This is a genomic window from Micromonospora sp. NPDC047707, from assembly GCF_040704235.1.
Lineage (GTDB): Bacteria > Actinomycetota > Actinomycetes > Mycobacteriales > Micromonosporaceae > Micromonospora.
In genome coordinates this window covers 108,893-133,461 of sequence record NZ_JBEYSU010000005.1, presented here as the reverse complement: position 1 = coordinate 133,461, position 24,569 = coordinate 108,893, and the positions used below count along the sequence as shown (strand labels likewise).

Genomic DNA, 24,569 nt, shown 5'->3' with positions numbered 1-24,569 from the left:
CCAGGATGGTCCAGCTAGCCCACCCCGGGCAGCCCGGCGCACGCGACGAGCGGGGGTGTCACGGCAGGAGGTGCGGCCGTACGTCCTCGGCGGCCTCGTCGCCGTACGACTCGGCGAGGCGCTTGACGAACAGGTCACGGCGGACCTGGTACTCCTGCGTGCCGACGGTCTCCAGCACCAGCGTGGCGAGCAGCGACCCGACCTGGGCGGCCCGCTCCAGCCCGAGGCCCCAGGAGAGCGCGGCGAAGAAGCCGGCCCGGAAGCCGTCGCCGACGCCGGTGGGGTCGACCGCGCGGATCTCCCGGGCGATCGGCACGTGGATCGGGTCGATGCCGCGGCCGGCGATCTCCACGCCGTGCTTGCCCAGCGTGGTGACCCGGACCTTCACCATGTCGAGCAGCTGTTCGTCGCTGAGGCCGGCCTTGCTCTGCAGCAGCGACTTCTCGTAGTCGTTGGTCATCAGGTAGTCCGCGCCGTCGATCAGCGCGACGACGTCCTCGCCGGGCATCCGGGCGAGCTGCTGGGAGGGGTCGGCCGCGAAGGCGTACCCCCGCTCCCGGCACTCGGCGGAGTGCCGCAGCATCGCCTCCGGGTCGTTGGCGCCGACCAGCACCAGGTCGAGGCCGTCGATGCGGCGGGCCACCGGCTCCAACTCGATGTTGCGCGCCTCGCTCATCGCACCCGCGTAGAAGGACGCGATCTGACACATCTCGGTGTCGGTGGTGCAGACGAAGCGGGCGGTGTGGGCGACCTCGCTCACGTGCACCGAGTCGCAGTCGACGCCGTGCCGCTCCAGCCAGGAGCGGTAGTCGGCGAAGTCCGCGCCGACCGCGCCCACCAGGGCCGGGCGCAGGCCGAGCTGCCCCATGCCGAAGGCGATGTTGGCGGCCACCCCGCCGCGGCGCAGCACCAGGTCGTCCACCAGGAAGGAGAGCGACACCTTGTGCAGCTGGTCGGCGATGAACTGGTCGGCGAACCGGCCGGGGAAGCTCATCAGGTGGTCGGTCGCGATCGAGCCCGTCACGGCGATCTTCATGTCAACCCTCGGGGGTCGGGAGCAGGGCGCGGTCAGCCTACCGGTCCGGCCACCGGAAGGAGACCGGTCGGTCGGACCGCGGCCACCTCCCGCACACCGTGCGGAGACACGACGGCGGGGCCGTCCCCTCGTCGTCGAGGGACGGCCCCGCCGTCGGGAAGGCTCAGCTGAACGAGTCGCCGCAGGCGCAGGAGTTGCCCGCGTTCGGGTTGTCGATCGTGAAGCCCTGGGCGTCGATCCGGTCGGCGAAGTCGATCGTGGCGCCGGCCAGGTAGGGGGCGCTCATCCGGTCGACGACGACCTCGACGCCGTCGAAGCCGGTGACGACGTCGCCGTCGAGCGACCGCTCGTCGAAGAAGAGCTGGTACCGCAGGCCGGAGCAGCCGCCCGGCTGCACCGCGACGCGGAGCCGCAGGTCGTCACGGCCCTCCTGCTCGATCAGAGCCTTGACCTTCTGCGCCGCGACGTCGGTGAGGATGACGGTCGTGGGGGCCTTGGCCTCGGTCGACTCGGTCTGCGCTGGCGTGGTCACGTGGAATTCTCCCTGCACGCGTACGGTGTGGTCGTCCTGGCCAACGTCACCCGTCGGTCAGCGATTCCCACAGTGGTCCAATTTCCGATTGTAGGCCGCCGGGCGGGAGGTCACCCAGGTGACGCGGCCCGCATCGGCCGTCCGGTCCCGCGCAGCCCGCCGTCAGCGGCTCCACTGCCGGGCCAGCCGGGCGCCCAGTGCCCGCAGGCCCTCGGCCGGGCGGCCCATCGCCGCCTCGACCCCGCCGCGCTCCTCCCCGCCGAAGTGCTCCACCAGGCTGTACGCCTCGGTGACGCCGGCGGCGGCGGCCTCACGGCGGCCGGTGCTCACCCGTCCCGCCAGCACCACGCAGGGCACCCCCCGGTCCCGGGCGGCGCCGGCCACCCCGGCGACCACCTTGCCGCGCAGCGACTGGTGGTCGAACGACCCCTCGCCGGTGATCACCAGGTCGACGGTGTCGAGCGCGGTGTCCAGCCCGATCGCCCCGGTGACCAGGCCGATGCCGGACTCGCACCGGCCGCCGAGCGCCAGGACGGCCGCGCCCAGCCCGCCGGCCGCCCCGCCGCCGGGCAGGGCGCCCAGCCCGGCGGGGCAGCCCGGCAGGTCCCGCTCCAGGGCGGCGGCGAAGCGCTCCAGCGCGGCGTCGAGCAGCAGCACGTCCGCTTTGTCGGCGCCCTTCTGCGGGCCGAAGACGTTGCTCGCGCCGTGCAGCCCCAGCAGCGGGTTGTCGACGTCCGTGGCGGCCACCAGGCGGGCGTCACGCAGCCGGGGTACGCCGTCCAGGGCCGCGACGGCGGCCAGCGCCGCTCCCCCGTACGGCAGGGCACGGCCGGCGTCGTCCAGCGGTGTCACGCCCAGCGCGGTGAGCATGCCGGCCCCGGCGTCGTTCGTGGCGGAGCCGCCGAGCCCGATCACCACCTGCCGGGCGCCGTGTTCGACGGCGGCGGCGACCAGCAGCCCCAGCCCGTACGAGGTGGTGGCCTTCGGGTCGCGCTCGGCCGGGGTGAGCAGGTGCAGGCCGCACGCCTGGGCGCTCTCCACGTAGGCGGTGCCGTCGGCGGTGACCAGGATCTCACCGGCCGCCGGCCGGCCGAGCGGGTCGACGGTCGGCACCGGCACCCGGCGGGCGTCCAGCGCGTCGGCGAGCACGTCCAGGAAGCCGGGGCCGCCGTCGGCGAGGGGCCGCACGAGCAGTTCGTCGCCGCCGGCCACCTGGTGCCAGCCGTCGGCGACGGCCGCGGCCACGTCCGGGGCCGACAGCGTGCCGGCGAACTTGTCGGGACAGAGCAGCACGCGCATGCCGAGCAGTGTGGCAGCCCACACCGGCGGAGCCGGCGCCGCGTCCGCGCTGTGGGACCATGGGGTACGTGACGTCGACCTGGGTAGAACCTTCCAACACGGCCACCGCACTGCTCCTGCTCGGTCGCGGCAGCGACCCTGCCACCGAGCGCGGCGTCGAGTGCCCGGGTGACCTGCCGGCGCCGAGCGACCCGGATCTGGTGGCCCGCGCGGCGGCGGCGAAGGCGAAGCTGGGCAGCAAGGTGTTCGTGCTGGGCCACCACTACCAGCGCGACGAGGTGATCCAGTTCGCCGACGTGACCGGTGACTCGTTCAAGCTGGCCCGGGAGGCCGCGGCGCGGCCGGAGGCGGAGTACATCGTCTTCTGCGGCGTGCACTTCATGGCCGAGAGCGCCGACATCCTCACCTCGGACGCGCAGAAGGTGGTCCTGCCCGATCTGGCGGCCGGCTGCTCGATGGCCGACATGGCGGTGCTGTCGCAGGTCGAGACCGCCTGGGACGTGCTGACCGACCTCGGCATCGCCGGGCGCACCGTCCCGGTGACGTACATGAACTCCTCGGCGGACATCAAGGGCTTCGTCGGGCGCAACGGCGGCGTGGTCTGCACCTCGTCGAACGCGAAGCGCGCCCTGGAGTGGGCGTACCAGCAGGGTGAGAAGGTGCTCTTCCTGCCCGACCAGCACCTGGGCCGGAACACGGCGGTGCTGGAGATGGGCTTCTCGCTGGACGACTGCGTCCTGTACGACCCGCACAAGCCGAACGGCGGGCTCACCCCGGAGCAGCTGCGCGACGCGAAGATGATCCTGTGGCGGGGCCACTGCTCGGTGCACGGCCGGTTCACCCTCGACAGCGTCAACGACGTGCGGGAGCGGGTGCCGGGCGTGAACGTGCTGGTGCACCCGGAGTGCCGGCACGAGGTGGTCAACGCCGCCGACTTCGTCGGGTCGACCGAGTACATCATCAAGACGATCGAGGCCGCGCCGGCCGGTTCGGCGTGGGCGGTCGGCACCGAGCTGAACCTGGTCCGCCGGCTGGCGCTGGCCAACCCGGACAAGCAGATCATGTTCCTCGACAAGGCGGTCTGCTACTGCTCGACGATGAACCGCATCGACCTTCCGCACCTGGTGTGGGCGCTGGAGGAGCTGGTCGCCGGCCGGGTGGTCAACCAGATCACGGTGGACGCGGACACCGCGCACCACGCGCGGGTGGCGCTGGACCAGATGCTCGCGCTCCCCGGGGCCGACACCCCGCCACCGAGCGCCGGCTGATCACTCTCTGTAGCGCCATTGGTACGGGATAGTGCCGGATCACCCATAAGTACCCGCGAGGGCGAAGTGACCGGGTCCATTCTCGTCACGGAGGGCTATGCTGCCGGGGCGACGACGCACGGGGTCCCCGGTTACGGCCAGCGCCGTTCCGGGTAGCTGGACATCCCGCCCCATCATCGACACGGCACCACCCGACGCGCTGGAGGTTGCGTTGACCGACGACGTCCTGGTCGTACACGGAGGCACTCCGCTGGAAGGGCGGATCCGCGTGCGCGGCGCGAAGAACCTGGTCTCGAAGGCGATGGTCGCCGCCCTGCTGGGCGACAGCCCGAGCCGGCTGTACGACGTGCCGAAGATCCGTGACGTCGAGGTCGTCCGCGGGCTGCTCGGCCTGCACGGGGTCAAGGTCAGCGACGGCAACGAGGACGGCGAGCTGGTCTTCGACCCCGCGAACGTGGAGAGCGCCAGCACCGACCAGATCAACGTGCACGCCGGCTCCAGCCGGATCCCGATCCTGTTCTGCGGGCCGCTGCTGCACCGCCTCGGGCACGCGTTCATCCCGGACCTGGGCGGCTGCCACATCGGTCCCCGCCCGATCGACTTCCACCTCCAGGCGCTGCGGGAGTTCGGGGCCACCGTCGACAAGCGGCCGGAGGGCCTGCACCTGTCGGCGCCGAACGGCCTGCACGGCACCAAGTTCGCCCTGCCGTACCCGAGCGTCGGCGCCACCGAGCAGGTGCTGCTCACCGCCGTGATGGCCGAGGGCGTGACCGAGCTGCGCAACGCGGCGGTCGAGCCGGAGATCATCGACCTGATCTGCGTCCTGCAGAAGATGGGCGCGATCATCAAGGTGCACACCGACCGGGTGATCGAGATCCAGGGCGTGCCGAAGCTGCACGGCTACACCCACCGTCCCATCCCGGACCGGATCGAGGCGGCGAGCTGGGCGGCGGCCGCCCTCGCGACCCGCGGGCACGTCGAGGTGCTCGGCGCGCAGCAGGCCGACATGATGACCTTCCTCAACATCTTCCGCTCGGTCGGCGGCGAGTACGAGGTGACCGACGCCCGGCCGCCGAAGCTGGGCGACCCGGGCCAGGAGGGCGGCATCCGGTTCTGGCACCCCGGTGGCGAGCTGAAGTCGGTGGCGCTGGAGACCGACGTGCACCCCGGCTTCATGACCGACTGGCAGCAGCCGCTCGTCGTGGCGCTGACCCAGGCGCGGGGCCTGTCGATCGTCCACGAGACGGTCTACGAGCAGCGGCTCGGCTACACCGAGGCGCTCAACTCGATGGGCGCCAACATCCAGGTCTACCGGGACTGCCTCGGCGGCACACCGTGCCGCTTCGGCCGGCGCAACTTCAAGCACTCGGCGGTCATCGCCGGGCCGAGCAAGCTGCACGCCGCCGACCTGGTCATCCCGGACCTGCGGGCCGGCTTCAGCCACCTGATCGCCGCGCTCGCCGCCGAGGGCACCTCCCGGGTGTACGGCGTCGACCTGATCAACCGCGGCTACGAGGACTTCGAGGCGAAGCTCGCCGACCTCGGCGCGCACGTCGAGCGGCCGTGACGGTCGACCGGCCGTAACCTCGGCCACTGCCGTTCGCGCCCGGTGCACCGCGATGTGCACCGGGCGCCGGCGTTTGGCTACCCTTGCCGCGTGTCGCTGTTTCGCCGCAAGTCCGCCAACCTCGTCGAGGAGGCCACCACCTCGGTGACCCCCGAGGAGGAGACCACCTCCGCCCGTCCCCGCGGCTACACCCCCGCCAAGGGACGCGAGACGCCGAAGCGTCCGGCGGCCGGCCGCCGTCCGGCCACGGCGGCGAAGCCGCTGACCAAGGAGGAGCAGCGGGAGCGGCGGCGCCAGTTGCGCGCCGACGCGGCGGCGGAGTTCCGGCGCGAGGGCGGCCCCCGCGACCGCGGGCCGGAGCGGCTGCTCGCCCGCAACGTGGTCGACTCCCGGCGTACGGTGGGCACCTGGTTCTTCGGCGGCGCGCTGATCGTGCTGATCGGCTCGAACCAGGCGATGCCCCCGGTGGTCCAGCTGGTCTCCAACATCCTCTGGGGCGCGCTGGCGTTCGGTGTGATCGTCGACTCGATCCTGATCTCGCGGAAGATCAGGAAGCTGGTCCGCGAGCGCTTCCCGAACACCGGGCAGCGGATGGGTTCGCTCTACCTCTACGCGATCATGCGGTCGATCACGTTCCGCCGGATGCGGGCCCCCCAGCCGCGCGTCAACATCGGCGACCCGATCTGACGGGTGCGGGGCCGACCCGGCCCGGCGGCGTGCCGCACCGCTACGGGGCGCCGGCCCCCGGCACCGTCACGGTGCCGATGGTGGAACGCCCCTGATCCTCCCGCCGGTACAGGCGGGCCACCACGTCCTCGATGTCGGGCTCGACGATCGAGACGTCACGCAGCGCGCCCAGCCCGGCGAGGGCGGCCACCACCTCGGCGACGCCCGCCGACTCCAGCGCGTACACCAGGCGGTGCCCGTCGGCCTCGACCCGCTCCAGCGGGGCGCCCGGCAACGCCGGTGGCCGGGCCGGCGCGGTGTCCAGGTCGGCGACGAGCAGCCGCCGGGAGCCGTACCGCCGGTGCAGCTCGGCGATCGAGCCGTCGTGCACCACCCGCCCGTGGTCGACCACGACGAGCCGCGCGCAGAGCCGCTCGATGTCGGCCAGGTCGTGGGTGGTCAGCACCAGCGTGGTGTCGCCCGCCCGGCCCAGTTCGGCGAGGAACCCCCGGACCGCCTGCCGGCTCACCACGTCGAGGCCGATGGTCGGCTCGTCGAGGAAGAGCACCTCCGGCCCGTGCAGCAGCGCGGCGGTCAGCTCGCCGCGCATCCGCTGGCCCAGCGAGAGCTGCCGAACCGGGACGTCCAGGAACGGGTCCAGGTCGAGCAGGCTGCGGCAGCGCCGCAGCCGGGCCGCGTGCGCGTCGGCGGGCACCCGGTACACGTGCCGGAGCAGCGCGAACGAGTCCCGCAGCGGCAGGTCCCACCACAGCTGCGAGCGCTGCCCGAACACGACCCCGATCCGCAGGGCGAGCCGGGTGCGCTCGGCGACCGGACGCAGGCCGCACACCCGGACCTCCCCGGCGGACGGCATCAGCACACCCGTCAGCATCTTCAGCGTCGTCGACTTGCCGGCGCCGTTCGGCCCGATGTAGCCGAGCAGCTCGCCCCGGGCGACCCGCAGGTCGATGCCGTCGACGGCGGCCACCCGCCGCTTCTCCCGGCGCAGCCGGCCCGCCCGGATGCGCACCGTGAAGTCCTTGCGCAGCCCTTCGGCCACGATCACGTCGGTCATGATCCCGTACTCCGGTAGTGCCGGACACCCGTACGCCAGGCCGCCGCGGCCAGGGCCGCCGCGACCAGCGCGACGGCCGGCGCGGCCCAGCCCACCGCGGCCGGCAGGCCCAGCGGGTCGGCCCGGCCCAGCAGCGCCAGCGCCGGGTGGTAGCTCACGAAGGCGAAACCCAGGCCGTACGCGAACAGCGCCCGGAACCAGCCACCGTAGACGGTGACCGGGTACGCGGTGAAGTCCCGCCCGCCGTACGTGACCGCGTTGGCCAGCTCACCGGAGTCGACCCACCAGAACGAGACGGTCGCGGTCGCGACGAACACCGAGCCGAAGAACACCACCCCGGCGAGCGGGGCGACGACGACCAGGGCGACCCGGGCCGGCGTCCACTCGATGCCGGCCGAGCCGAGCGCGACGACGAGGACGGCGAGGCCGAACACCGCCCGCGACACCTTGCGCAGCGGCAGGTCCATCAGCAGGAGCTGCGGCAGGGTGCCGAGCGGGCGGACCAGCACCGCGTCGAAGAGCCCGGTCCGCACGTACCGGGGCAGCCGCTCGATGTTGCCGACCAGCAGGTCGGCGGTGGCGAACGCGGCGGTGGCGAGCCCGACGATCACCATCGTCTCGCGGAGGGTGAAGCCACCCAGCTCCCGCGTCACCCCGAAGATCACCAGTACGGTGAGCACGTCGAAGACGGTGGAGCCGACGTTGCCGAGCACGTCCACGACGAACGACGTCCGGTACGCGGTCTGCGAGCGGGCCTGCGCGCCGAGCAGGGCCCGGTACGCCGCGAGCCTGCCTCCCGCGCCGGTCCGCTCAGCCACCGTGCACCACCAGGTGCTGCTCGGCGCGCCGCTGCACCCAGCGGCAGGCGGCCAGGATCACCACCGTCCAGGCGACCTGTAAGCCGACCAGGGCGACCTGCACGCCGGTCGGGTCCCGCTCGACCAGCACGTCGAGCGGGGTCTGCAACAGACTCGGGAACGGCGTGCCCAGCCAGAGCGCGACCTGGAGCCACTCGGGCAGGAAGCGCAGCGGGAAGTAGAGCCCGGCGAGCACCCCGGAGCAGACCGTCCAGAGGATCATCGCGCCCCGGACGTCGTGCAGCCGGTACGCGGACGCGTTGACGAGGAACCGGCAGCCGAAGCAGAGCACCACGGCGGCGAGCACGGACACCGCGAACAACGGTCCGGTGGCCCACCGCGACGGCACGTGCACCTCGAAGAAGAGCGGCCCGACCAGCACCGGCGGCACCATCCGGACCAGCACGGCGTGCCCGGCCCGCCCGAGGTCGGCGGCCAGGTACGCGGTGACCGGGTGCACCGGCCGGAGCAGGTCGGCGGCGATCTCGCCGGAACGGATCCGGTCGGCCAGCTCCGTCCAACCCCACAGCAGGACGACGGCGAGCAGGCCCTGGCTCACCCAGACGAACGTGGCCAGCTGACCCCGGTCGTACCCGGCGACGGTGCCCGCCGCCCCGGCCGCCGCGAGCAGCACGTAGCAGCGCAGGAACCCGAAGACGACGTTGGTGACCAGCCCGGCGACGGAGGCTTGCCGGTAGGTGGCGTAACGTCGGAAGCCCGAACCGGTTATAGCCTTAAATGTCCGGAACCATAGGATAACGTTTGAGGCCCGGGACGGTGCCACAGTGGCGGTGACCGAGCCCACGCCGTTACCCTCCATCCGCAGCTACGCCGTGCCGGAACGGGGGACTCTACCGGCAGGCGGGGTGCCCAGCGCGACAATGTGCAACGAGGTGACAATCGCCGTGAGCGAGCGGACGCGAGCCGGCCACCGGGGCGCGGCCGTGAGCGAGCGGACGCCCGCCGGCCGGCCCGGCGTGCCCGCCCGGGCGGGGCACGACCCCGCCGCCGCGCGCACCGACGACGGGTCGCCCGGATGAGTCGCGGCTACGGCGACCGGTGGCACGACCCCGCCGAGCCGTCCTGGGTGGTCGAGCCGACGAACGAATGGCACCCCCAGTTCCCCGGCCAGCGCTACCCCGGTGACATCGGCGTCGAGCACACCCCGCCGCCCGCCCCGCGTGGCCGGGCCGCCGTGGTCGGCCGGGCCGAGGTGCCGCCGCTCGCGCCGACCCGCCCCGACGGGACGTACGTCGGCCGGTCCTGGGACGACGAACCGGACGGCCGGCGCGGCCACCACGACGACCGGCGCCCGGGCGACGAGGCGTACCGCCCGCCGGCCGGCGACCCGGCCAGGACGGACACGCGGGGGCGGGGCCAGCGACCGGACCAGCGCAACGGCCGACCCGCCGGCGACCCTGGGTGGAGCCCCGACGACCACCGGGCCGACGGCCGTGGCCGCCACGACGACTCCGGCCGGTACGACGACCGCCGCCCCCGATACGAGCCGGCCGGACGGGACCGGCCGGTGTCCCCGGCGGGACACGCGGACCTCGGCTGGCTGCGGGAGACCGAGGAGGACCGACCCCGGGGCCCCGAGCCCACCCACGCCGGACACCGGGACGGCGCGGAGCCGCGCCGGACGCGCTACCCCTGGGGACGCTCCGGATCCGACGACCGGGGCCGGCCCGCCGCGCACTCCCCGGACCGTCGCAACGGCGGGCCACAGGACCACACGTACACCGGCCCGTGGGACCGCGCCGACGGGCCCCGTCACCCCGGCGCGCCCCACGGGCACGTCGTGCCCGACCCGCGGGACCGAATCGACGGCCGACGCGATCGCGCCCCGGACCATCCCCGCGACCCCCGTGGCGAAGGCCCCCGCGGCCGCGTGACGGACGGTCCCCGCGACGGCGCCCGCGACCGGGCTGCCGAGGGACCACGCGATCGGGATGCCGACGGTTCCCGGAACCACGCGGCGGGTCCGCCGCGACCGGCGGACCGCCGCCCGGAGCCCGCCGGCGAGGGACCGTGGGACCGTTCCGGCGACGGATCGCGGTACGGCCACGCCGACCGCCGGCCGCATCCCGAGCGGACGCAGGCCGAGCCGCCGTCGCGCGGTGCTCGTCATCGGGAGCACGACGGCCCGTGGGGCGGACGCGACGCGGCGGCGCGCGCGGACGGGTATCCGCAGCGCCGTCCCGCCGAGCCGGACCGCCCGCCCGCGTACCGGGACCCGGATCCCCAGCGGAACGGTGAGCGGGCCGGCGACCGTCCGGCGGACCGGTACCGTGCCGAACGACCGCAGGCCGACCGGCGGCCCGACGACCGGCTGCCCTGGCCGCCGCCCGGCCCGGTCCGCCCCGGTTTCGACCGGGACGCCGTCCGCCACGGCGAACCGCGGCCGGACCACTCCCGTCTGACCGAGCGGCCACCTCACGACGCCCGACCGGCGCGGTACGACGAGGTGCACCCGGCCGCGGGCGCCCGTCCCGCCGGCGCGCCGGTGTCCGTCCCGCCGTCCCCGGCGCACGACCGGCCCGTGTCCGGCGCGCCCGGCCGTCCCGTCTCCCCCGGGCCCGTCCCACCACCACCGGCACGGCCCGTCTCACCCGCACCCGCCCCGACCGGCGAGGACCGCCGACTCCCGGACCGACCCGTCTCCCCCGGACCCGTCCCACCACCGGCACGGCCCGTCTCACCCGCACCCGCCCCGACCGGCGAGGACCGCCGACTCCCAAACCGACCGGTCTCCCCGGCGTCTCGTCCCGGCCGGTACGACGACCGGCCGGCGCCGATCGCCCCCGGCACCGACGGGCCGGGCCGGTGGCCGGTACCTCCCGCCTCCGGTCACGATCGCGGGACGCCCGGCCGGCCGGTGTCCCCGGCTCCCGTCGACCACCGGCAGGACCGGCGACACCTCGACCGTCCGGTGTCACCGGCGGCCGGACACGCCGAGCGGCCCCCCGGCACCGCGCCCATCCCGTACGGACCGGACCGCCCGGTCTCCCCCGCCCCCCGCCCGTACGGACCGGCCACACCACCGGAGCCGGTCGACCGGCGGCCGGCACCGGAGCCGGGTGACCTCGGGGCGGATCGGGCGACGACGCGTCCCGGCTCGCCGGAGGACACCACGCCGCTTCCGTCGTCGCCGGACGATCGGCCCCGGGTCGAGTTCCGTCCGGCGCCGGAACGCGCGGCCCGGCCCGAGGACATCCGGCCGGCCGGCGCGTCCTCGACACAGGAGGAAGCGGCAACGGCCGGATCGGCACCGGACACCACCTCGGGCACGACGCCGGCCATCACGCCCTGGAACCCGCGCCGGTACGTGCCGCCACCGCCGTTGGATCAGCCCGCCGTCGAGCCGCCGCGCGCGCAGACCCCGAAGCGGAACGGCCCGGCCGCCTGGTTCGGGTCGGCCGCGCCGCCCGCCGAGCCGGAGCCGACGCAACCGACCTCGCCGGCGGAGGCTACCCCGGCTTCGCCGGTCAGCGCGGAGAGCGCGGCGGGCTCCGCCACGACCGCCGACACGGACGGGCGGCCCCTGCCGCCCGCACCAGCCGGCGACGAGCCGGTCGGCGGCACCGCTGCGACGTCATCCACCCCGACCTCGCCGGCACCTCCCACGGCGGCAGCGGACCCCGGCAGGCCCGCCCCGTCCGACGCCCTCCCGTCCGCGCCCGTGCCGTCCGGCTTGTTGGAGCCCCCGCCGGCGGTCGATCGACCTGTGTCGGCCCCACCCGCCCAGGTGGTGTCGGCACCACCCACCCGGCCGGTCTCGGCGCCACCGGCCGGCGCGGTGGAATCCCCCACACCGGTCCCGGCGCAGCCGGCCGCGCCCCGGTCGGCCGCGGCTCCCGCCGCCCCGGCAGCAGAGCACCCGGAGTTCACCGCACCGGCCCCGGAGACCCCACCGGCCGCCGAGGCACCGGCCACCACCGCCCCGGTCGCGACACCACCCACGCACCCGGTCGGCACGTCCCCAACCAACCCGACGTCACCGGTCTCCGCGCCACCCGCCCAGCCGGTGTCGGCGCCACCAGCCACCTCCCCGTCCCCGCCACCAGCCGCGACCGGTTCGACCCCGCTGGGCGACGACCTGTCGGATGCGCCGGTCACACCGCCGGTGGCGGCTTCCCCGATCCCCGAGCCCGCCGCCCCGCTGTCGGAACCGGCCGGTCACCGGAGCGACCGGGCGCACGAGCCGGGCGAGCGACCGGACACGGACGACGCCGCGGTGTCCGCCGCACCGGCCGGGCCGGCGGTCGCGCCGCGTCCGCCGGTGGAACCCCCGACGGCTGCCCCCTCGACCGGGACACCGCCGACCGTCGACCCGACGACCGCACCCGCGAGCGGCACCGACACGCGGCCGACGTCGGCAGCGCCCGTCGACGTTGCGGCCGAGCCGACGCCACCCGCCGCCGTGGACGCGGCGGGGTCGGCGACGGACATCCCCCCGTACGGAGCCGAAGGCGACCATGATCTGCCGGCATCCCCCGACGGCACCGGCGACACGACGGCGACCCCCGACGGCACCGGCGCGACAGCGCCGACCGGGGCCGGACCGACCGGCTCGGTAACGGCGCCCTCCTCGGACTCCAGCGAGGAGGGGCCCGACCCGCGCACCGACGCCGCGCCGGGCGGGACACGGTTGTCGGAGCAGGGTGATCCCGAGCAGATCCTCGCGAGCTACCACTGGCAGCTGGACCCGGCGACGCTCCGCGAGATCGTGACGGAACCCGACGAGTTCCGGGTGATCCGTCGCCGCCTCACCGAGAAGCTCGGTACGGCCGTCGACAACAGGTCCCGTGCCCGGCTGCTCAGCCTGCGGGCGGTGGTGTCCCGGATCGTCGGCGACCTGGACGACGCCCTCGCCGACGGGCGGCTCGCCCTCACGTACGCGGAGGCGACCGGTGAGCTGCGGCGGACGGCGCTGGCGCAGGCCCGGCTGGCGCACGTGCTGCGGTGGCGGGGCGAGTACGACGAGGCCGACCGGCTCCTCGCCGCGGCGAACTCGCCGGAGCTGCCCGACCGCCTGCGGGCCACGCTGCACGAGCACGCCGGCCGGTGCTGCTTCGACCAGGGCCGGCTGATGGAGGCGTGCGACCACTTCGAGCGGGCGCTGAACCTGCGGGGCGCCGCCGACCCCGAGCTGCTGGCGCGGGTCCGGATGAGCCTGGACGCGGTGACCGAACGGGCGGCGGGGACGGGCTTCGGGCCGTACCCCCGGAGCCGGGAGGAGCTGCTGGAGCGGGACCGGCCCCCGGTGCCCGCGCGCGACGGCGAACGCTGGGGGTACAGCGACCCCGACGGCGACCTGGTGATCGGCGCGGAGTACGCGGAGGCGCAGCCGTTCCGGGAGGGGGTGGCCTGGGTACGCCGGCCGACGACCGACCGGTGGTCGCTGATCGACCTCACCGGCGCGACCGTGCTGGAGCCGTCCTGGACGGCGGTGCGCCCGTTCTCCGACGGGCTGGCGTGGGTGTCGCACGGCGAGCCCGGCGGCTGGCGGGCGATCGACATGACCGGCGAGGTGGTCGTGCCGCCGGGTTTCGCCGACGTACGCCCGTTCCGGCGCGGCGTCGCCGCGGTCCGCCGGGAGGGCTGGGGAGCGGTGGACCGCACCGGCCGGATCGTGGTGCCGACCCGCTACCACGGGTTCGCGACCACCCTCGCCGACGGCCGGCACGTCGACGGTTTCACCGACGAGGGCCTGGCCGTGGTGGACGTGGCCGGGCGGTACGGCGTGGTGGACCGGACCGGGCGGGTGGTCGTGCCGCCGGTACACCCGGCGCTGGTGGTGCACTCCGTCGCGTTCCTGGTCGCCGTCGGCACCGGCCGCTGGGGGGCGCTGGACCGGCGGGGCGAACCGTTGATCGACCCGGTGCACCCCGACCGGGGCGAGGTGGCGGCCGAGATCGACCGGCTGCTCACCGACACCGTGCCGGTGATCTGACCGGCCCTAGGCGGCGCGCTCCGGCGGCCGGGTCCGGCGCTGCCCGGGACGAGGTCCCCGACGCCTCGGCCAGCCGCCGGTGCCCGGGGCAGGCCGGCGACCGTCCGGCGCGGCCGGCCGCCCCGTGCCCCGCCAGCCACCCGGGCGGTGCGCCCCCTGCTGACGCGGCCGGAGCCCGCCGGGCCTCACAGCCGGTCCCGGACCAGGCCGGCGAGCCGGACCATGGTGTCGCGGTCGCGGTCGTCGACGACGCTCGTGACCACCCGCAGCCGGCAGATCCGGTCGCCGTCGGCGAACTCCGCCTCGTCGATCACGAACCGGATCCCGTCCGGGCCCGGTTCGGGCTCGCCCAGCACCGGGTCGGGCGTTGGCAGGACGCCCTGCGGGGCGGTGCCGGGCCGGCCCACGAACAGGGTGACGGAGTGGCCGGTTTCCCGGTTCTCCCACACGCAGCCGTCGGCGCCGGCGACGCCGGTGCCGGCCCGTCCGATGACGTCGGTGATCTCGGCTTCGGTCAACAGCGAACAGTCGTCGACCTCCTCGCCACCGGCGGCCGGCCCGCCGGTGGTCGGCCCCGCCTGGTCCGACGCGCCGGCCGGGGGTGGAGCGGTCGGGGACGGGTCGGTGGCGCAGCCGGCGAGGGCCGGCCCGAGTGCCAGGACCAGGGCGGCGACGGTGGCCGTACGGAACCGTCGGCTCCGCGCCGGAACGGTCGACGCGACGGGTTGCACGATCATGCTTCGCTCCTCGGGAGACGGGTCGGTCACCGGCCGGGCGGGGGCCCGAGCAGGTCGATGCCGTGCCGTGCGGCGGCGTGGCCGAGAGCCGCCGGGTCGATCGGCGCCGGGTCCGGCAGCCGGCGTTCCGCCGCCGGGACGCCGGCCTCGGCGGCGAACCCCTCGAACCCGGACGGAGTGGTGATCTGCAACGCCCGCAACGGCTCGTCCTCGCCGACCACGAAGGTGTGCGGGACTCCGACCGGCAGCAGGACGAAGTCACCGGGCCCGGCGCCGAACCGCTCGTCCCCGCAGTGGAACACCGCGGTGCCGGAAATCAGGTAGAACATCTCGTCCTCCACCTGGTGCCGGTGCAGGGGCGGGGCGAAGCCCGGCGGGTTGACGAACTGCGCCACCGTGATCCGCCCGCCGGTGTGCGCACCGGACGCCTTGACCGTGACCAGGTTGCCGAGGAACCAGTACGCCTCTCCGTCGTCGGGGCGGAGCACGTAGGGGTGAACGGACATGTCGCCTCCCGGCGGACCGACGTGATAGTCGATGAACACTGCACTATTGGATAGCCAGAAGTACAGTGAATGTGTTGCTAGTATGACGACGCCATGGGTGAAGTCAAGGACGGAAAGCCGACGCGGCCGTACCGGTCCCGGGTCCGGGAGGAGAGCGCCCGCCGCACCCGGCAGGCCGTGGTCCGCGCCGCGACCGATCTCTTCGTCGCTCGCGGCTACACGGCGACATCGCTGGCCGACGTCGCCGCCGAAGCCGGAGTGGCCCGCCCCACCGTGTTCGCGGCGTTCGGCTCGAAGGCGGCCCTGCTGCGCCAGGTGCTCGACGAGGCGCTCGCGGGGGACGACGAGCCGGTGCCGGTGGCGCAACGCCCCTGGTTCCGCCCGGTGCGGGAGGGGCGCACCGGCGCCGAGGTGCTCGACGGGTACGCCGGCGTCTGCACCCTGATCGGCGCCCGCGCCGCCCGCGTGTTCGAAACGGTCCGCCGCGCCGCCGACGGCACGCCCGAAGCGGCCGAGGTCTGGCAGACCCTGCTGCGCAACCGGCGGGCCGGCGCCCGGATGGTGGTCGAGCGGCTGCGCGAACTCGACGTGCCGTTGCGGCAGGGGTCCGACGTGGAGCACGCGATCGACGAGCTGTGGTTCTACAACGACCCCGCCCACTACGGCGCGCTGGTGCTGGACCGCGGCTGGCCCGAGGATGCCTTCCGGGCCTGGCTGGGCCGCAGCATGCGGCACGCCCTGCTGCCGGCCTGACGGTCGCCGCGCCGCGCCCCCAGCCCTCGGGGTGAGGATCCACACCACCGGGCAACCGGTGAACCCCGGTGCACGCCGGACTAGGGTCGAGGGATGGAATTCCGACACCTGGGCCGGTCCGGCCTCATGGTCAGTGAGATCTCGTACGGCAACTGGATCACCCACGGCTCGCAGGTCGAGGAGGAGGCGGCGTTCGCGTGCGTCCGGGCCGCCCTGGACGCCGGCATCACCACCTTCGACACCGCCGACGTGTACGCGGGCACCCGCGCCGAGGACGTCCTCGGCCGGGCGTTGGAGAACGAGCGGCGCGAGGGCGTCGAGCTGTTCACGAAGGTGTACTGGCCGACGGGGCCGGGTCGTAACGACCGGGGCCTGTCCCGCAAGCACATCATGGAGTCGATCAACGGCTCGCTGCGCCGGCTGCGCACCGACTACGTCGACCTCTACCAGGCCCACCGGTACGACTACAGCACCCCGCTCGAAGAGACGATGGAGGCCTTCGCCGACGTCGTCCACTCCGGCAAGGCTCTCTACATCGGCGTCTCCGAGTGGAAGGCCTCGCAGATCCGCGAGGCCCACCAGCTCGCCCGCGAGCTGCGCATCCCGCTCGTCTCCAACCAGCCGCAGTACTCGATGCTCTGGCGGGTCATCGAGGCTGAGGTCATCCCCACCAGCGAGGAGCTGGGCGTGGGGCAGATCGTCTGGTCCCCGATGGCGCAGGGCGTGCTGTCCGGCAAGTACCAGCCGGGCCAGCCGCCGCCGGCCGGCTCCCGCGCCACCGACGAGAAGTCCGGCGCGGGCTTCATCGCGCAGTGGATGACCGACGAGGTCCTGACCCGGGTGCAGCGGCTCAAGCCCCTCGCCGAGCAGGCCGGGCTCAGCATGGCCCAGCTCGCCATCGCCTGGGTGCTGCAGAACCCGAACGTGTCCTCGGCGATCGTCGGCGCGTCCCGCCCCGAGCAGGTCCACGACAACGTCAAGGCGGCCGGCGTGAAGCTCGACGCCGACCTGCTCAAGGCCATCGACGAGATCGTCGAGCCGGTCACCGAGCGCGACCCGTCCCGCACGGAGTCCCCCGCCCAGCGCCCGTGACGCGCACCGTCGCGGCCGGCGTGCGACATCGGCGCCGGCCGCGACGGACGGGAACCGCCGCGATCCGCCGTCAGCCCTGCCAGAAGCGCACGAGCTCCAGGCCGCGGGCGTACAGGCCCGGCGGCAGGCCGAGGGCGTCGCCGACGGCGAAGACCGCCCCGAAGAACCAGCCGCCGATGGTCGGGTTCCACAGCAGCGCGAACAACAGGATGAAGCCGTACGGCGCGAAGAGGTCGTACATCCGGCGGTACGGCGGGCTGAGCCACGGCTGGATCATGTTGCCGCCGTCAAGACCCGGCACCGGGAGCAGGTTGAGCAGGCTCGCGGTGAGCTGGAGGAAGGCCAGCAGCGCCACGGCGGCCCAGAAATCGACCGGCCCGCCGCCGGGCGCGCCGACGCGGAGCGCGGCGACCAGCACCAGGGTGAACAGCACGTTGGTGGCCGGCCCGGCGAGGCTCACCAGGGTGTGCCGCAGCCGCCCCGGGATGGCGTGCCGGTCCACCCAGACCGCACCGCCGGGCAGACCGATGCCGCCGAGCAGCACCACCATCACCGGCAGCGCGATGGACAGCAGCGGGTGACTGTATTTCAACGGGTTGAGCGTCAGGTAGCCCTGGTGGGCGACGCTGCGGTCACCGGCCCGGAAAGCGACGAGTGCGTGCGCGTACTCGTGCAGGCAGAGCGAGACCAGCCAGCCGGACACGACGAAGAGGAACACGTCGAACCGGACGTTGCCGAACCCGCGCCAGGTCATCACCGCGCTGGTGACGAAGAGCGCCACCAGGGCGAGGAAGACCGGGCTGGGCCGGAACGCCGCCCGGGGTACGCCGAGCACCAGCCCCTCGCCACCCGGGCGGTCGCCGGCCATCACTCCGCCGGAGGCAGCAGGCTCATCCGGTACTCCACGCGGTCGTCCTCGACGAGCGCGACCGAGGTGACGCCGGACGCCGCGAGCTCCCGCCAGGTCTGGCCGATCCAGGACTCGGCGTCCGCCTGGCTGCCGAACGACTCCGCCGGACCCTGCGCCGGCTCGCCGTTCGTGCCCTCGTACCGCCAGCTCCACGCCATGTGCGCGTCTCCCCTCGCCGCTGATCTCCCGCCAGAGTAATGGGCCGGACGGACAACGGCTGCGCGTCGGGTGAGTGCGTGATCGCCCCGCGGGGGCCGGCCGGTACCGTGACCCGGTGCTGACTCGAGGTGTGACGCTCAGCGACCGGTACCGGTTGGACGAGCGGGTGGCAACCGGCGGCATGGGGGCGGTCTGGCGGTGCACCGACGTCGCACTGGAACGCGTGGTGGCGGTGAAGGTGCTGCTCCCGGCGCTGACCGAGGACCCGGAGTTCACCACCCGGTTCCGCTCCGAGGCCCGGATGCTGGCGGCGCTGCGCCACCCCGGCGTGGTCGCGGTGCACGACGTCGGGCGGGCCACCCTCGGCGACGGCTCCGCGGTCGACTACCTGGTGATGGAGTACGTCGACGGCGAGCCGCTCGGCACCTGGCTGCGCCGGGCGGGGCGGCTCGACCCGGCCTCGACCATGTCCGTGGTGGCGCAGGCCGCCGACGCGCTGCACGCCGCGCACGTCGCCGGCATCGTCCACCGCGACGTCAAGCCGGGGAACCTGCTGGTGAAGCGGGACGGCCGCGTGGTGCTCGTCGACTTCGGCATCGCCCGCTCCGGCACCACGGCCGGCCTCACCGCCGCGAACATGGTGCTCGGCACCGCCTCGTACATGTCCCCCGAGCAGGCCGCGAACCAGCCGGTCTCCCCCGCGACGGACGTCTACGCCCTCGGCGCCGTGGCGTACGCCTGCCTCGCCGGCCGGCCACCGTTCGACGGGGACAACCCGTTGCAGGTGGCCCTGCGCCACCTGCAGGACGAGCCCGCGCCGCTGCCCCCGGAGACCCCGGCGGGGGTCGTCGCCGTGGTGGAGCGCGCCATGGCGAAGCGCCCGGCCGACCGCTGGCCCGACGCGGCGGCGCTGGCCGACGCCGCCAGCGCGGCGCGGGAGGCGACCCTGGCGGTGGTCCCGGACTCGGCCCGTCCACCGTGGGCGGTCGCCGGAGCGTCGCCCGCCGCCGGCCCGCCGGGATTCTCCACCGCCGCACCGGTCCCACCGTCCACCGCCGCACCGGTCCCGCCGTCCACCGCCGCACCGGTCCCGCCGATCCCCGCTGCCGCCGCCGCGCCGGACGGCAGGGGCCCGGACGGCTCGGGGCCGTCCACGCCGCCGGGGCAGCCGTCCGCCCACCAGACCGACCCGACGTCGTCGCCCACCCGGGAGGAGCCCGCCGCCCGGCGGCCCGGCCGGCGGGCCGCCCTCGTCGGCGCGGCCGTCGCGGTCGCCGTCGTGACCGTCGGCGCCGTCACAGCCGCGGCGCTGCTCACCGACGGAAGCAGCACCGCCCCTGACAGGGACCGCGCCACCCCGGCCGCCGCCGCCTCCGTGGGCGGGATCAACCCCGGGAGCCCGACGCCCAGCGCGGCGGCCCCGACCGGCACCGGGCGTCCGGCCACCGCCGCCACCCCGTCGGCGGGCCGCACCTCGGCCCCCGCCTCGGCGGCTCCGGCGCCCGCGCCGTCGGACGCGGGTACCGCCACCGCCACGTCGCCGCGCCCGGGGCCGACCACCGCCACCGCCGCTCCCCCGAAACCCAACCCGTACACCGCGGGCGAGGTGTGCGGCAGCGGCTACCAGGTGATCGACTCCGCCCCGCTGACCGCCGGCGGCACCCGGACGGGGCGCGTCTACCTGCTGTACCACAATGGCACCGGCACCAACTGCGTGGTGACGCTCAAGGACAGCGCCGTGGGCACGGCCACCGCCGCGTCGGCCTGGCTGGAGGTGCAGGGGCGGGCGCGCAGCACCGACAGCGGGTCGTTCGCGTACTACGCCGGCCCGGTCCGCGCCAAGGCCGCCGGGGTCTGCGTCAAGTGGGGCGGGTCGACCGGCGGCGCCAGCTACGGCAGCGGTTTCGAACACTGCGGATGAGGTCGCGCGGACCGGCCGGCGGCGTACGGGCCGGAGGGCGGCGGGACACCGGGCGGCCTTAAGGTACGGGCATGTCCGTTGACGGGTGGAACACGGTCCTGGTGCTCGGCGGTATCCGGTCCGGCAAGTCCGAGTTCGCCGAGTCCCTGGTCGCCGACGCGCCGCTGGTCCGCTACGTGGCCACCGCCGCCGACGCCGGCGACGACGAGGAGTGGGCGGCGCGGTTGGCGGCCCACCGGGCCCGCCGCCCGGAGACCTGGACCACCGAGGAGACGGCCGGGGACCCGCGTCGGCTGGCGGACGTGATCTCCGCCGCCGGGTCGCACGAGACGCTGCTCGTCGACGACCTGGGCGGCTGGGTGACCGTCCTGCTCGACCCGGCCCATCAGCCGGCCGACGACACCGCCACCGTCGCGGAACTGGCCGAGGCGGTGCGTTCCTGCCGGGCCCGGCTGGTGGTGGTCAGCCCGGAGGTCGGGCTCTCCCTGGTGCCGACCACCACCCTCGGCCGGGCCTTCACCGACGCGCTCGGCGCGGCCAACCGCGCGGTCGCCGACGCCTGCGACGCGGTCGTCCTGGTGGTCGCCGGCCAGCCGGCCTGGCTGAAGCCCGCCGCGCCGGCGGCCCCCGGACCGCCGCCGAGCGTCACCGTGGGAGCGGCGGGCGCCCCCACGCTGGACGGCGGGGCCGGCGAGCCGACCGACGAGACCGAGGTGACGCCGCGCGGGGAGCCGGCGGCGCTGCCCGAGGTGCTGACCCCGACCGCCCCGGCGGGACCCGCCGACGACGGCGGCACCGCCTGGGCGGCCCCGACGATGGCGCTGCCGATGGTCGCCACCGGCCTGGTCATCCAGCCGGGCATGGAACTGCCCATGCCCGACGAGTACGCGGGGCCGCAGGCCGTGGACCGGCTCGCCACCCTGGACGTGCCCGGCGCCGGGTTCGGCGTGCTCGACCGGGTGGTCGGCTTCGCCGCCGCGACGCAGGGCACCCCGACACCGGTGCCCTGGGGCCCGGTGCGGGCACTGCTGGTGCACGGCGACCACGCGGGTGGCGCCGCCGCCGGCACGGTCCCGGGCGACTCCACCCGCCGCGCCCAGGACGCCCGGGCGGGCCGGGGTGCCCTCGCGCGGCTGGCCGCGGAGTCCGGCGCCAGCCTCCAGGTGGTGGACGCGCCGACCGCCGGCCCGATCGAGGTCGAGCCGGCGCTGGCCCTCGACCAGGTCGAGTCGGCGCTGCGCCAGGGCTGGCGGCTGGCCGAGCAGGCCGCCGACGACGGCGTACGGCTGCTGGTGCTGGGCGCGTGCGGCGCCGGCACCGAGGCGGCGGCCGCGGCGGTGCTGGCCGCCACGGCCGGCGCCGAACCGCCCACCGTGCTCGGCCGGGTCCTCACCGACGCGGGCGAGTACGACGACGCCTCCTGGATGGTCCGCTGCGCTGCCGTCCGGGACGCCCTGCACCGCAGCCGGCACTCGCCGCGCGGCGCCAAGGACATCCTGGCCGAGTTGGGCGGCGGCGACATCGCCGTGGCCACCGGCGTGCTGCTCGGCGCGACCGCGCGGCGGCTGCCGGTGCTGCTCGACGGGCCGGTCGGCGTGGCCGCCGGCCTGGTCAGCCGGGACCTGGCCGGTCAGGCCCGGCACTGGTGCCTGCTCGCCGACCACGGCGGGCACCCGGCGGTACGGCTGGCCGCCGACGTGCTCGGCCTGACCCCGCTGCTCGACCTGCGGCTGGACCTGGGCGAGGGCGCGAACGCGCTGGTGGCGCTGCCGCTGCTGCGTTCGGTGCTCGGGCTGGCCGCCGCGCTGCCGGCGCACCCGGCGTTGGGCGGCGGCGTCCCGGACGAGACCGAGCCGGAGACCGGGGAACCCGACGCCGAGGAGCCGGACTTCCACGAGCCGGAACCGGCGGGGCCGGGGCCGACCACGACCGAGCCGGACTTCCACGAGCCGGAACCGGCGGGGCCAGGGCCGACCACCACCGAGCCGCGGTCCGCGTCCCTGGATCCGTCCGGCTGGCGTGCCGGCTGACTCGCGGCTCGCCGCCGGGGTGCGGCTGGCGCTGACCACGTTCACCACGCTGCCGGTGCGCGCCGGCCGGATCGACCGGGCGGTCGCGGGCACCGCGATGGCGCTCGCTCCCGCCGTCGGCGCGCTGCTCGGCGCCGCCCTCGCCGGGGTGCTGCTGCTCGTCGGCGCGCTCGCGCCGCCGCTGGTGGCGGCCGGCGTCACGGTCGCCGCCGGCGCGCTGCTCACCCGGGGCCTGCACCTCGACGGGCTGGCCGACACCGTGGACGCGCTCGGGTCGTACCGGCGGGGAGCGGCCGCGCTGGAGATCATGAAAAAGCCGGACGTGGGCCCGTTCGGGGTGGTCGCGCTGGTGGTCGTACTCCTCGTGCAGGCGGCGGCGCTCGCGGACCTGGCCGGGCGGTCGGGGCCCGCGGTGCTGGCGGCGGTGGTGACCGCGACCGCCGCCGGCCGGCTCGGGGTCGCGGTGGCCTGCCGGCGCGGGGTGCCCGCGGCCCAGCCGGAGGGCCTGGGCGCGCTGGTCGCCGGCACCGTCGGGCCGCTCGCGCTGGCCGCCGGCGCGGCCGCCGTCGGGCTGGTGGCGGTCGCGGCCGTGCCGGGCCGGCCGTGGCAGGGGCCGCTCGCCGTCGCCGTCGCCCTCGCCGTCGCGGTGGGGCTGCTGCGGCACGTGGTACGCCGCCTCGGCGGCGTCACCGGCGACGTGCTGGGCGCGACGGTGGAGGTGGTCACCACGCTGACCTACCTGGGACTGGTGTTGTCCGGCTGAGTTCGGCCCCGCCCGGCGGGTAGCGTTCGGGGCGACAGCACCGGCGCGGCCATCCCGGGGGACGACATGCTCATCACGGACGACTTCCTGCCGGTACCGGTCCCCGAGTCGCTGAGCGCGACCTACCTGGTGCCGATGGCCGGGTTGCCGGCGGTGGGCACGAAGACGGCGGTGCAGCGGCTCGCCGGGCGGCTGGCCGAGCCGGTGCACGGGCTCGCGCGGCAGATGCTGGACAGCCCGCTGATGAGCGTGGACACCCGGCCGGTCGACGAGTTCCCCGAGCTGCCGCCGGACCTGCTGACGGCGTTCGGCGCGACCGAGGCGCAGCTGGCCCGGCTGGCGGCGGCGACCCACCTGGTGGTGGTGCAGGCCGAGTACCGGCCGGGGTGGCCGCCGGCGCACGAGTGGGCGGCCCGGGCGGTGGCCGCCGCGGTCGCCGACACGGTCGGCGGCGACGTGGTGGACGTCTTCGGGCTCCAGTTCCTGGACCCGGCGACCGCGCTGCGGTCGCTGCCGGACGCGCAGGGGCGGATCCGGCTGGTCGACTGGGTGCTGGTGCCGTACTCGTCGGACGCCGAGGGGCTGTGGTTCACCACGAAGGGGCTGCGGCGCTTCGGCCTGCTGGAGCTTCAGGCGCAGGGGGTGCCCGACCATCTCACCAGGGCGTGGGGCGCGGTGATGACCGGGGCGGCGCGCCGGCTGCTGCGGGACTGGACGGACGGCCTGGCCGGCGAGGAGGTGCCGGCGTTCGTGCAGTTGCCGGTGCTGGCCACCGTCACCGGGCACGACATCGCGGTGGCGTACGGCAACCCGGAGCAGCACGGGGCGACCGCGCCGGTGCTGCTCCGGCTGGAACTGGACCCGGCGACCGACCCGGAGGCCGACTCGTTCCTCAGCCTGCGCCCGCCCGCCGGGCACCCCGGCCCGGACGGTCGCTACTACGCCGCCGCCTGCGCCACGCTCTTCAACGGCATCCAGCCGGACGTGCGGTACGCGCGGCCCGGGGACGCGATGAGCCGTGCGGTCGCCACCGCCCGCGCCTCGCTGGGCGACATCCGGGCGCGGTTCCTCGCCGGGCAGCTACCGCCGGAGACGCAGCTCGTGGTCAAGTACGGGCTGTCGGGTGACGACGGCCCCGAGTACGTCTGGGCCGGGGTGACCTCCTGGGCCGTGCCGGAGCGGATCGAGGGTGCGAGCGCCAGCGACGCGAACACCGACCCGACCGTCCGGATCGGCTCCCCGGTGGTGGTGGAGGCGACCGACGTGGTCGACTGGGCGGTCCTCGACGGCACCGGCGTCATCGAGGGCGGCTGGACCCAGGCCGTCCTGGACGCCGGCGAACGCCCCACCCCACCCCTCTGATACCCCCCCCACCCCACACCCGACCAGCGTGATCATGGAGTTAGCGGGCGAGTTGATCTCCAAATCACCCGTCAAATCCA

The 24,569-nt window shown here is 75.5% G+C and carries 21 protein-coding genes; 11 read left to right on the top strand and 10 right to left on the bottom strand.

The window, feature by feature from the left end:
* Nucleotides 1-58: 58 nt before the first annotated feature.
* From AB0873_RS07640 to AB0873_RS07630, 3 genes are all read right to left on the bottom strand, one after another.
* The gene (locus AB0873_RS07640) at nt 59-1,036 is read right to left on the bottom strand and encodes a carbohydrate kinase family protein (protein WP_155331002.1); all 978 of its coding nucleotides are present in this window, start codon (nt 1,034-1,036) and stop codon (nt 59-61) included.
* A 163-nt stretch (nt 1,037-1,199) separates the two neighbouring features.
* Nucleotides 1,200-1,568: an iron-sulfur cluster insertion protein ErpA gene (gene erpA, locus AB0873_RS07635; protein ID WP_155331001.1), complete on the bottom strand. Its 369-nt coding sequence runs from the start codon at nt 1,566-1,568 to the stop codon at nt 1,200-1,202.
* A gap of 162 nt (nt 1,569-1,730) precedes the next feature.
* A complete protein-coding gene (locus tag AB0873_RS07630; RefSeq protein ID WP_366598894.1) occupies nt 1,731-2,867 on the bottom strand; it encodes a glycerate kinase in 1,137 nt (378 codons plus the stop codon).
* A gap of 68 nt (nt 2,868-2,935) precedes the next feature.
* Between AB0873_RS07630 and nadA the strand changes: the two genes are divergently transcribed.
* From nadA to AB0873_RS07615, 3 genes are all read left to right on the top strand, one after another.
* Nucleotides 2,936-4,135: a quinolinate synthase NadA gene (gene nadA / locus AB0873_RS07625; RefSeq protein WP_366598893.1), complete on the top strand. Its 1,200-nt coding sequence runs from the start codon at nt 2,936-2,938 to the stop codon at nt 4,133-4,135.
* A 211-nt stretch (nt 4,136-4,346) separates the two neighbouring features.
* Nucleotides 4,347-5,702, top strand: a complete 1,356-nt coding sequence (gene murA, locus AB0873_RS07620) for a UDP-N-acetylglucosamine 1-carboxyvinyltransferase (RefSeq protein WP_155330998.1) — start codon at nt 4,347-4,349, stop codon at nt 5,700-5,702.
* A gap of 90 nt (nt 5,703-5,792) precedes the next feature.
* Entirely contained in the window at nt 5,793-6,389 is a 597-nt protein-coding gene (locus tag AB0873_RS07615) for a DUF3043 domain-containing protein (RefSeq protein ID WP_366598892.1), read from the top strand.
* 40 nt (nt 6,390-6,429) lie between these two features.
* On the opposite strand, the gene AB0873_RS07610 is transcribed toward AB0873_RS07615, so the two are convergent.
* Genes AB0873_RS07610 through AB0873_RS07600 form a run of 3 tightly spaced genes read right to left on the bottom strand, consistent with a single transcriptional unit; the run spans nt 6,430 to nt 8,934 of the window.
* A complete protein-coding gene (locus AB0873_RS07610; protein WP_366598891.1) occupies nt 6,430-7,443 on the bottom strand; it encodes an ATP-binding cassette domain-containing protein in 1,014 nt (337 codons plus the stop codon).
* Nucleotides 7,440-8,261: an ABC-2 family transporter protein gene (locus AB0873_RS07605; protein WP_155330992.1), complete on the bottom strand. Its 822-nt coding sequence runs from the start codon at nt 8,259-8,261 to the stop codon at nt 7,440-7,442. The genes AB0873_RS07610 and AB0873_RS07605 overlap by 4 nt, the downstream gene beginning before the upstream one ends.
* The gene (locus tag AB0873_RS07600) at nt 8,254-8,934 is read right to left on the bottom strand and encodes an ABC-2 family transporter protein (protein WP_366598890.1); all 681 of its coding nucleotides are present in this window, start codon (nt 8,932-8,934) and stop codon (nt 8,254-8,256) included. Before AB0873_RS07600 ends, AB0873_RS07605 begins: the two co-directional genes overlap by 8 nt.
* A 271-nt stretch (nt 8,935-9,205) precedes the next feature.
* Here AB0873_RS07600 and AB0873_RS07595 point away from each other — a divergent pair, with 271 nt between their 5' ends.
* Together AB0873_RS07595 and AB0873_RS07590 are read left to right on the top strand one after the other, a co-directional pair.
* Nucleotides 9,206-9,340, top strand: a complete 135-nt coding sequence (locus AB0873_RS07595; RefSeq protein WP_366598889.1) for a hypothetical protein — start codon at nt 9,206-9,208, stop codon at nt 9,338-9,340.
* Nucleotides 9,337-14,256 (top strand): WG repeat-containing protein, encoded by a 4,920-nt coding sequence (locus AB0873_RS07590; RefSeq protein WP_366598888.1) that lies wholly within the window; start codon nt 9,337-9,339, stop codon nt 14,254-14,256. The genes AB0873_RS07595 and AB0873_RS07590 overlap by 4 nt, the downstream gene beginning before the upstream one ends.
* A 185-nt stretch (nt 14,257-14,441) precedes the next feature.
* Here the strand turns inward: AB0873_RS07590 and AB0873_RS07585 are convergent, their stop codons facing one another.
* Nucleotides 14,442-14,993, bottom strand: coding sequence for a DUF3558 family protein (locus tag AB0873_RS07585; protein ID WP_366598887.1), 552 nt, complete (start codon nt 14,991-14,993; stop codon nt 14,442-14,444).
* A gap of 26 nt (nt 14,994-15,019) precedes the next feature.
* Nucleotides 15,020-15,499: a cupin domain-containing protein gene (locus AB0873_RS07580; RefSeq protein WP_155330989.1), complete on the bottom strand. Its 480-nt coding sequence runs from the start codon at nt 15,497-15,499 to the stop codon at nt 15,020-15,022.
* Nucleotides 15,500-15,592: 93 nt separating this feature from the next.
* Here AB0873_RS07580 and AB0873_RS07575 point away from each other — a divergent pair, with 93 nt between their 5' ends.
* Nucleotides 15,593-16,252 carry a helix-turn-helix domain-containing protein gene (locus AB0873_RS07575; RefSeq protein ID WP_366598886.1) on the top strand — a complete coding sequence of 220 codons (660 nt, stop codon included), beginning with the start codon at nt 15,593-15,595 and terminating at the stop codon, nt 16,250-16,252.
* A gap of 93 nt (nt 16,253-16,345) precedes the next feature.
* Nucleotides 16,346-17,344, top strand: coding sequence for an aldo/keto reductase family protein (locus AB0873_RS07570; RefSeq protein WP_155330987.1), 999 nt, complete (start codon nt 16,346-16,348; stop codon nt 17,342-17,344).
* 70 nt (nt 17,345-17,414) lie between these two features.
* Here AB0873_RS07570 and AB0873_RS07565 read toward each other — a convergent pair whose 3' ends face one another.
* Together AB0873_RS07565 and AB0873_RS07560 are read right to left on the bottom strand one after the other, a co-directional pair.
* Entirely contained in the window at nt 17,415-18,212 is a 798-nt protein-coding gene (locus AB0873_RS07565) for a site-2 protease family protein (protein ID WP_366598885.1), read from the bottom strand.
* Nucleotides 18,212-18,412, bottom strand: a complete 201-nt coding sequence (locus AB0873_RS07560) for a hypothetical protein (protein ID WP_155330985.1) — start codon at nt 18,410-18,412, stop codon at nt 18,212-18,214. Before AB0873_RS07560 ends, AB0873_RS07565 begins: the two co-directional genes overlap by 1 nt.
* 116 nt (nt 18,413-18,528) lie before the next feature.
* Here AB0873_RS07560 and AB0873_RS07555 point away from each other — a divergent pair, with 116 nt between their 5' ends.
* The 4 genes from AB0873_RS07555 to AB0873_RS07540 all read left to right on the top strand — a co-directional run bounded on the left by AB0873_RS07555 (nt 18,529) and on the right by AB0873_RS07540 (nt 24,489).
* On the top strand, nt 18,529-20,334 hold the full coding sequence (locus tag AB0873_RS07555) for a protein kinase (protein WP_366598884.1): 1,806 nt from the start codon (nt 18,529-18,531) through the stop codon (nt 20,332-20,334).
* 71 nt (nt 20,335-20,405) lie between these two features.
* Nucleotides 20,406-22,364 carry a bifunctional adenosylcobinamide kinase/adenosylcobinamide-phosphate guanylyltransferase gene (locus AB0873_RS07550; protein ID WP_366598883.1) on the top strand — a complete coding sequence of 653 codons (1,959 nt, stop codon included), beginning with the start codon at nt 20,406-20,408 and terminating at the stop codon, nt 22,362-22,364.
* Nucleotides 22,354-23,127 (top strand): adenosylcobinamide-GDP ribazoletransferase, encoded by a 774-nt coding sequence (locus AB0873_RS07545; protein ID WP_366598882.1) that lies wholly within the window; start codon nt 22,354-22,356, stop codon nt 23,125-23,127. The genes AB0873_RS07550 and AB0873_RS07545 overlap by 11 nt, the downstream gene beginning before the upstream one ends.
* 66 nt (nt 23,128-23,193) lie before the next feature.
* A complete protein-coding gene (locus AB0873_RS07540) occupies nt 23,194-24,489 on the top strand; it encodes a DUF2314 domain-containing protein (protein ID WP_155330981.1) in 1,296 nt (431 codons plus the stop codon).
* Nucleotides 24,490-24,569: the final 80 nt, after the last annotated feature.

Bases quoted from the DNA above. Each gene is read 5' to 3' on its own strand.
- AB0873_RS07590 (WP_366598888.1), top strand. From the start codon at position 9,337: ATGAGTCGCGGCTACGGCGACCGGTGGCACGACCCCGCCGAGCCGTCC.
- AB0873_RS07640 (WP_155331002.1), bottom strand. From the start codon at position 1,036: ATGAAGATCGCCGTGACGGGCTCGATCGCGACCGACCACCTGATGAGC.
- AB0873_RS07630 (WP_366598894.1), bottom strand. From the start codon at position 2,867: ATGCGCGTGCTGCTCTGTCCCGACAAGTTCGCCGGCACGCTGTCGGCC.
- AB0873_RS07560 (WP_155330985.1), bottom strand. From the start codon at position 18,412: ATGGCGTGGAGCTGGCGGTACGAGGGCACGAACGGCGAGCCGGCGCAG.
- AB0873_RS07570 (WP_155330987.1), top strand. From the start codon at position 16,346: ATGGAATTCCGACACCTGGGCCGGTCCGGCCTCATGGTCAGTGAGATC.
- AB0873_RS07585 (WP_366598887.1), bottom strand. From the start codon at position 14,993: ATGATCGTGCAACCCGTCGCGTCGACCGTTCCGGCGCGGAGCCGACGG.
- AB0873_RS07550 (WP_366598883.1), top strand. From the start codon at position 20,406: ATGTCCGTTGACGGGTGGAACACGGTCCTGGTGCTCGGCGGTATCCGG.
- AB0873_RS07565 (WP_366598885.1), bottom strand. From the start codon at position 18,212: ATGGCCGGCGACCGCCCGGGTGGCGAGGGGCTGGTGCTCGGCGTACCC.
- AB0873_RS07540 (WP_155330981.1), top strand. From the start codon at position 23,194: ATGCTCATCACGGACGACTTCCTGCCGGTACCGGTCCCCGAGTCGCTG.
- AB0873_RS07610 (WP_366598891.1), bottom strand. From the start codon at position 7,443: ATGACCGACGTGATCGTGGCCGAAGGGCTGCGCAAGGACTTCACGGTG.
- AB0873_RS07580 (WP_155330989.1), bottom strand. From the start codon at position 15,499: ATGTCCGTTCACCCCTACGTGCTCCGCCCCGACGACGGAGAGGCGTAC.
- AB0873_RS07575 (WP_366598886.1), top strand. From the start codon at position 15,593: ATGGGTGAAGTCAAGGACGGAAAGCCGACGCGGCCGTACCGGTCCCGG.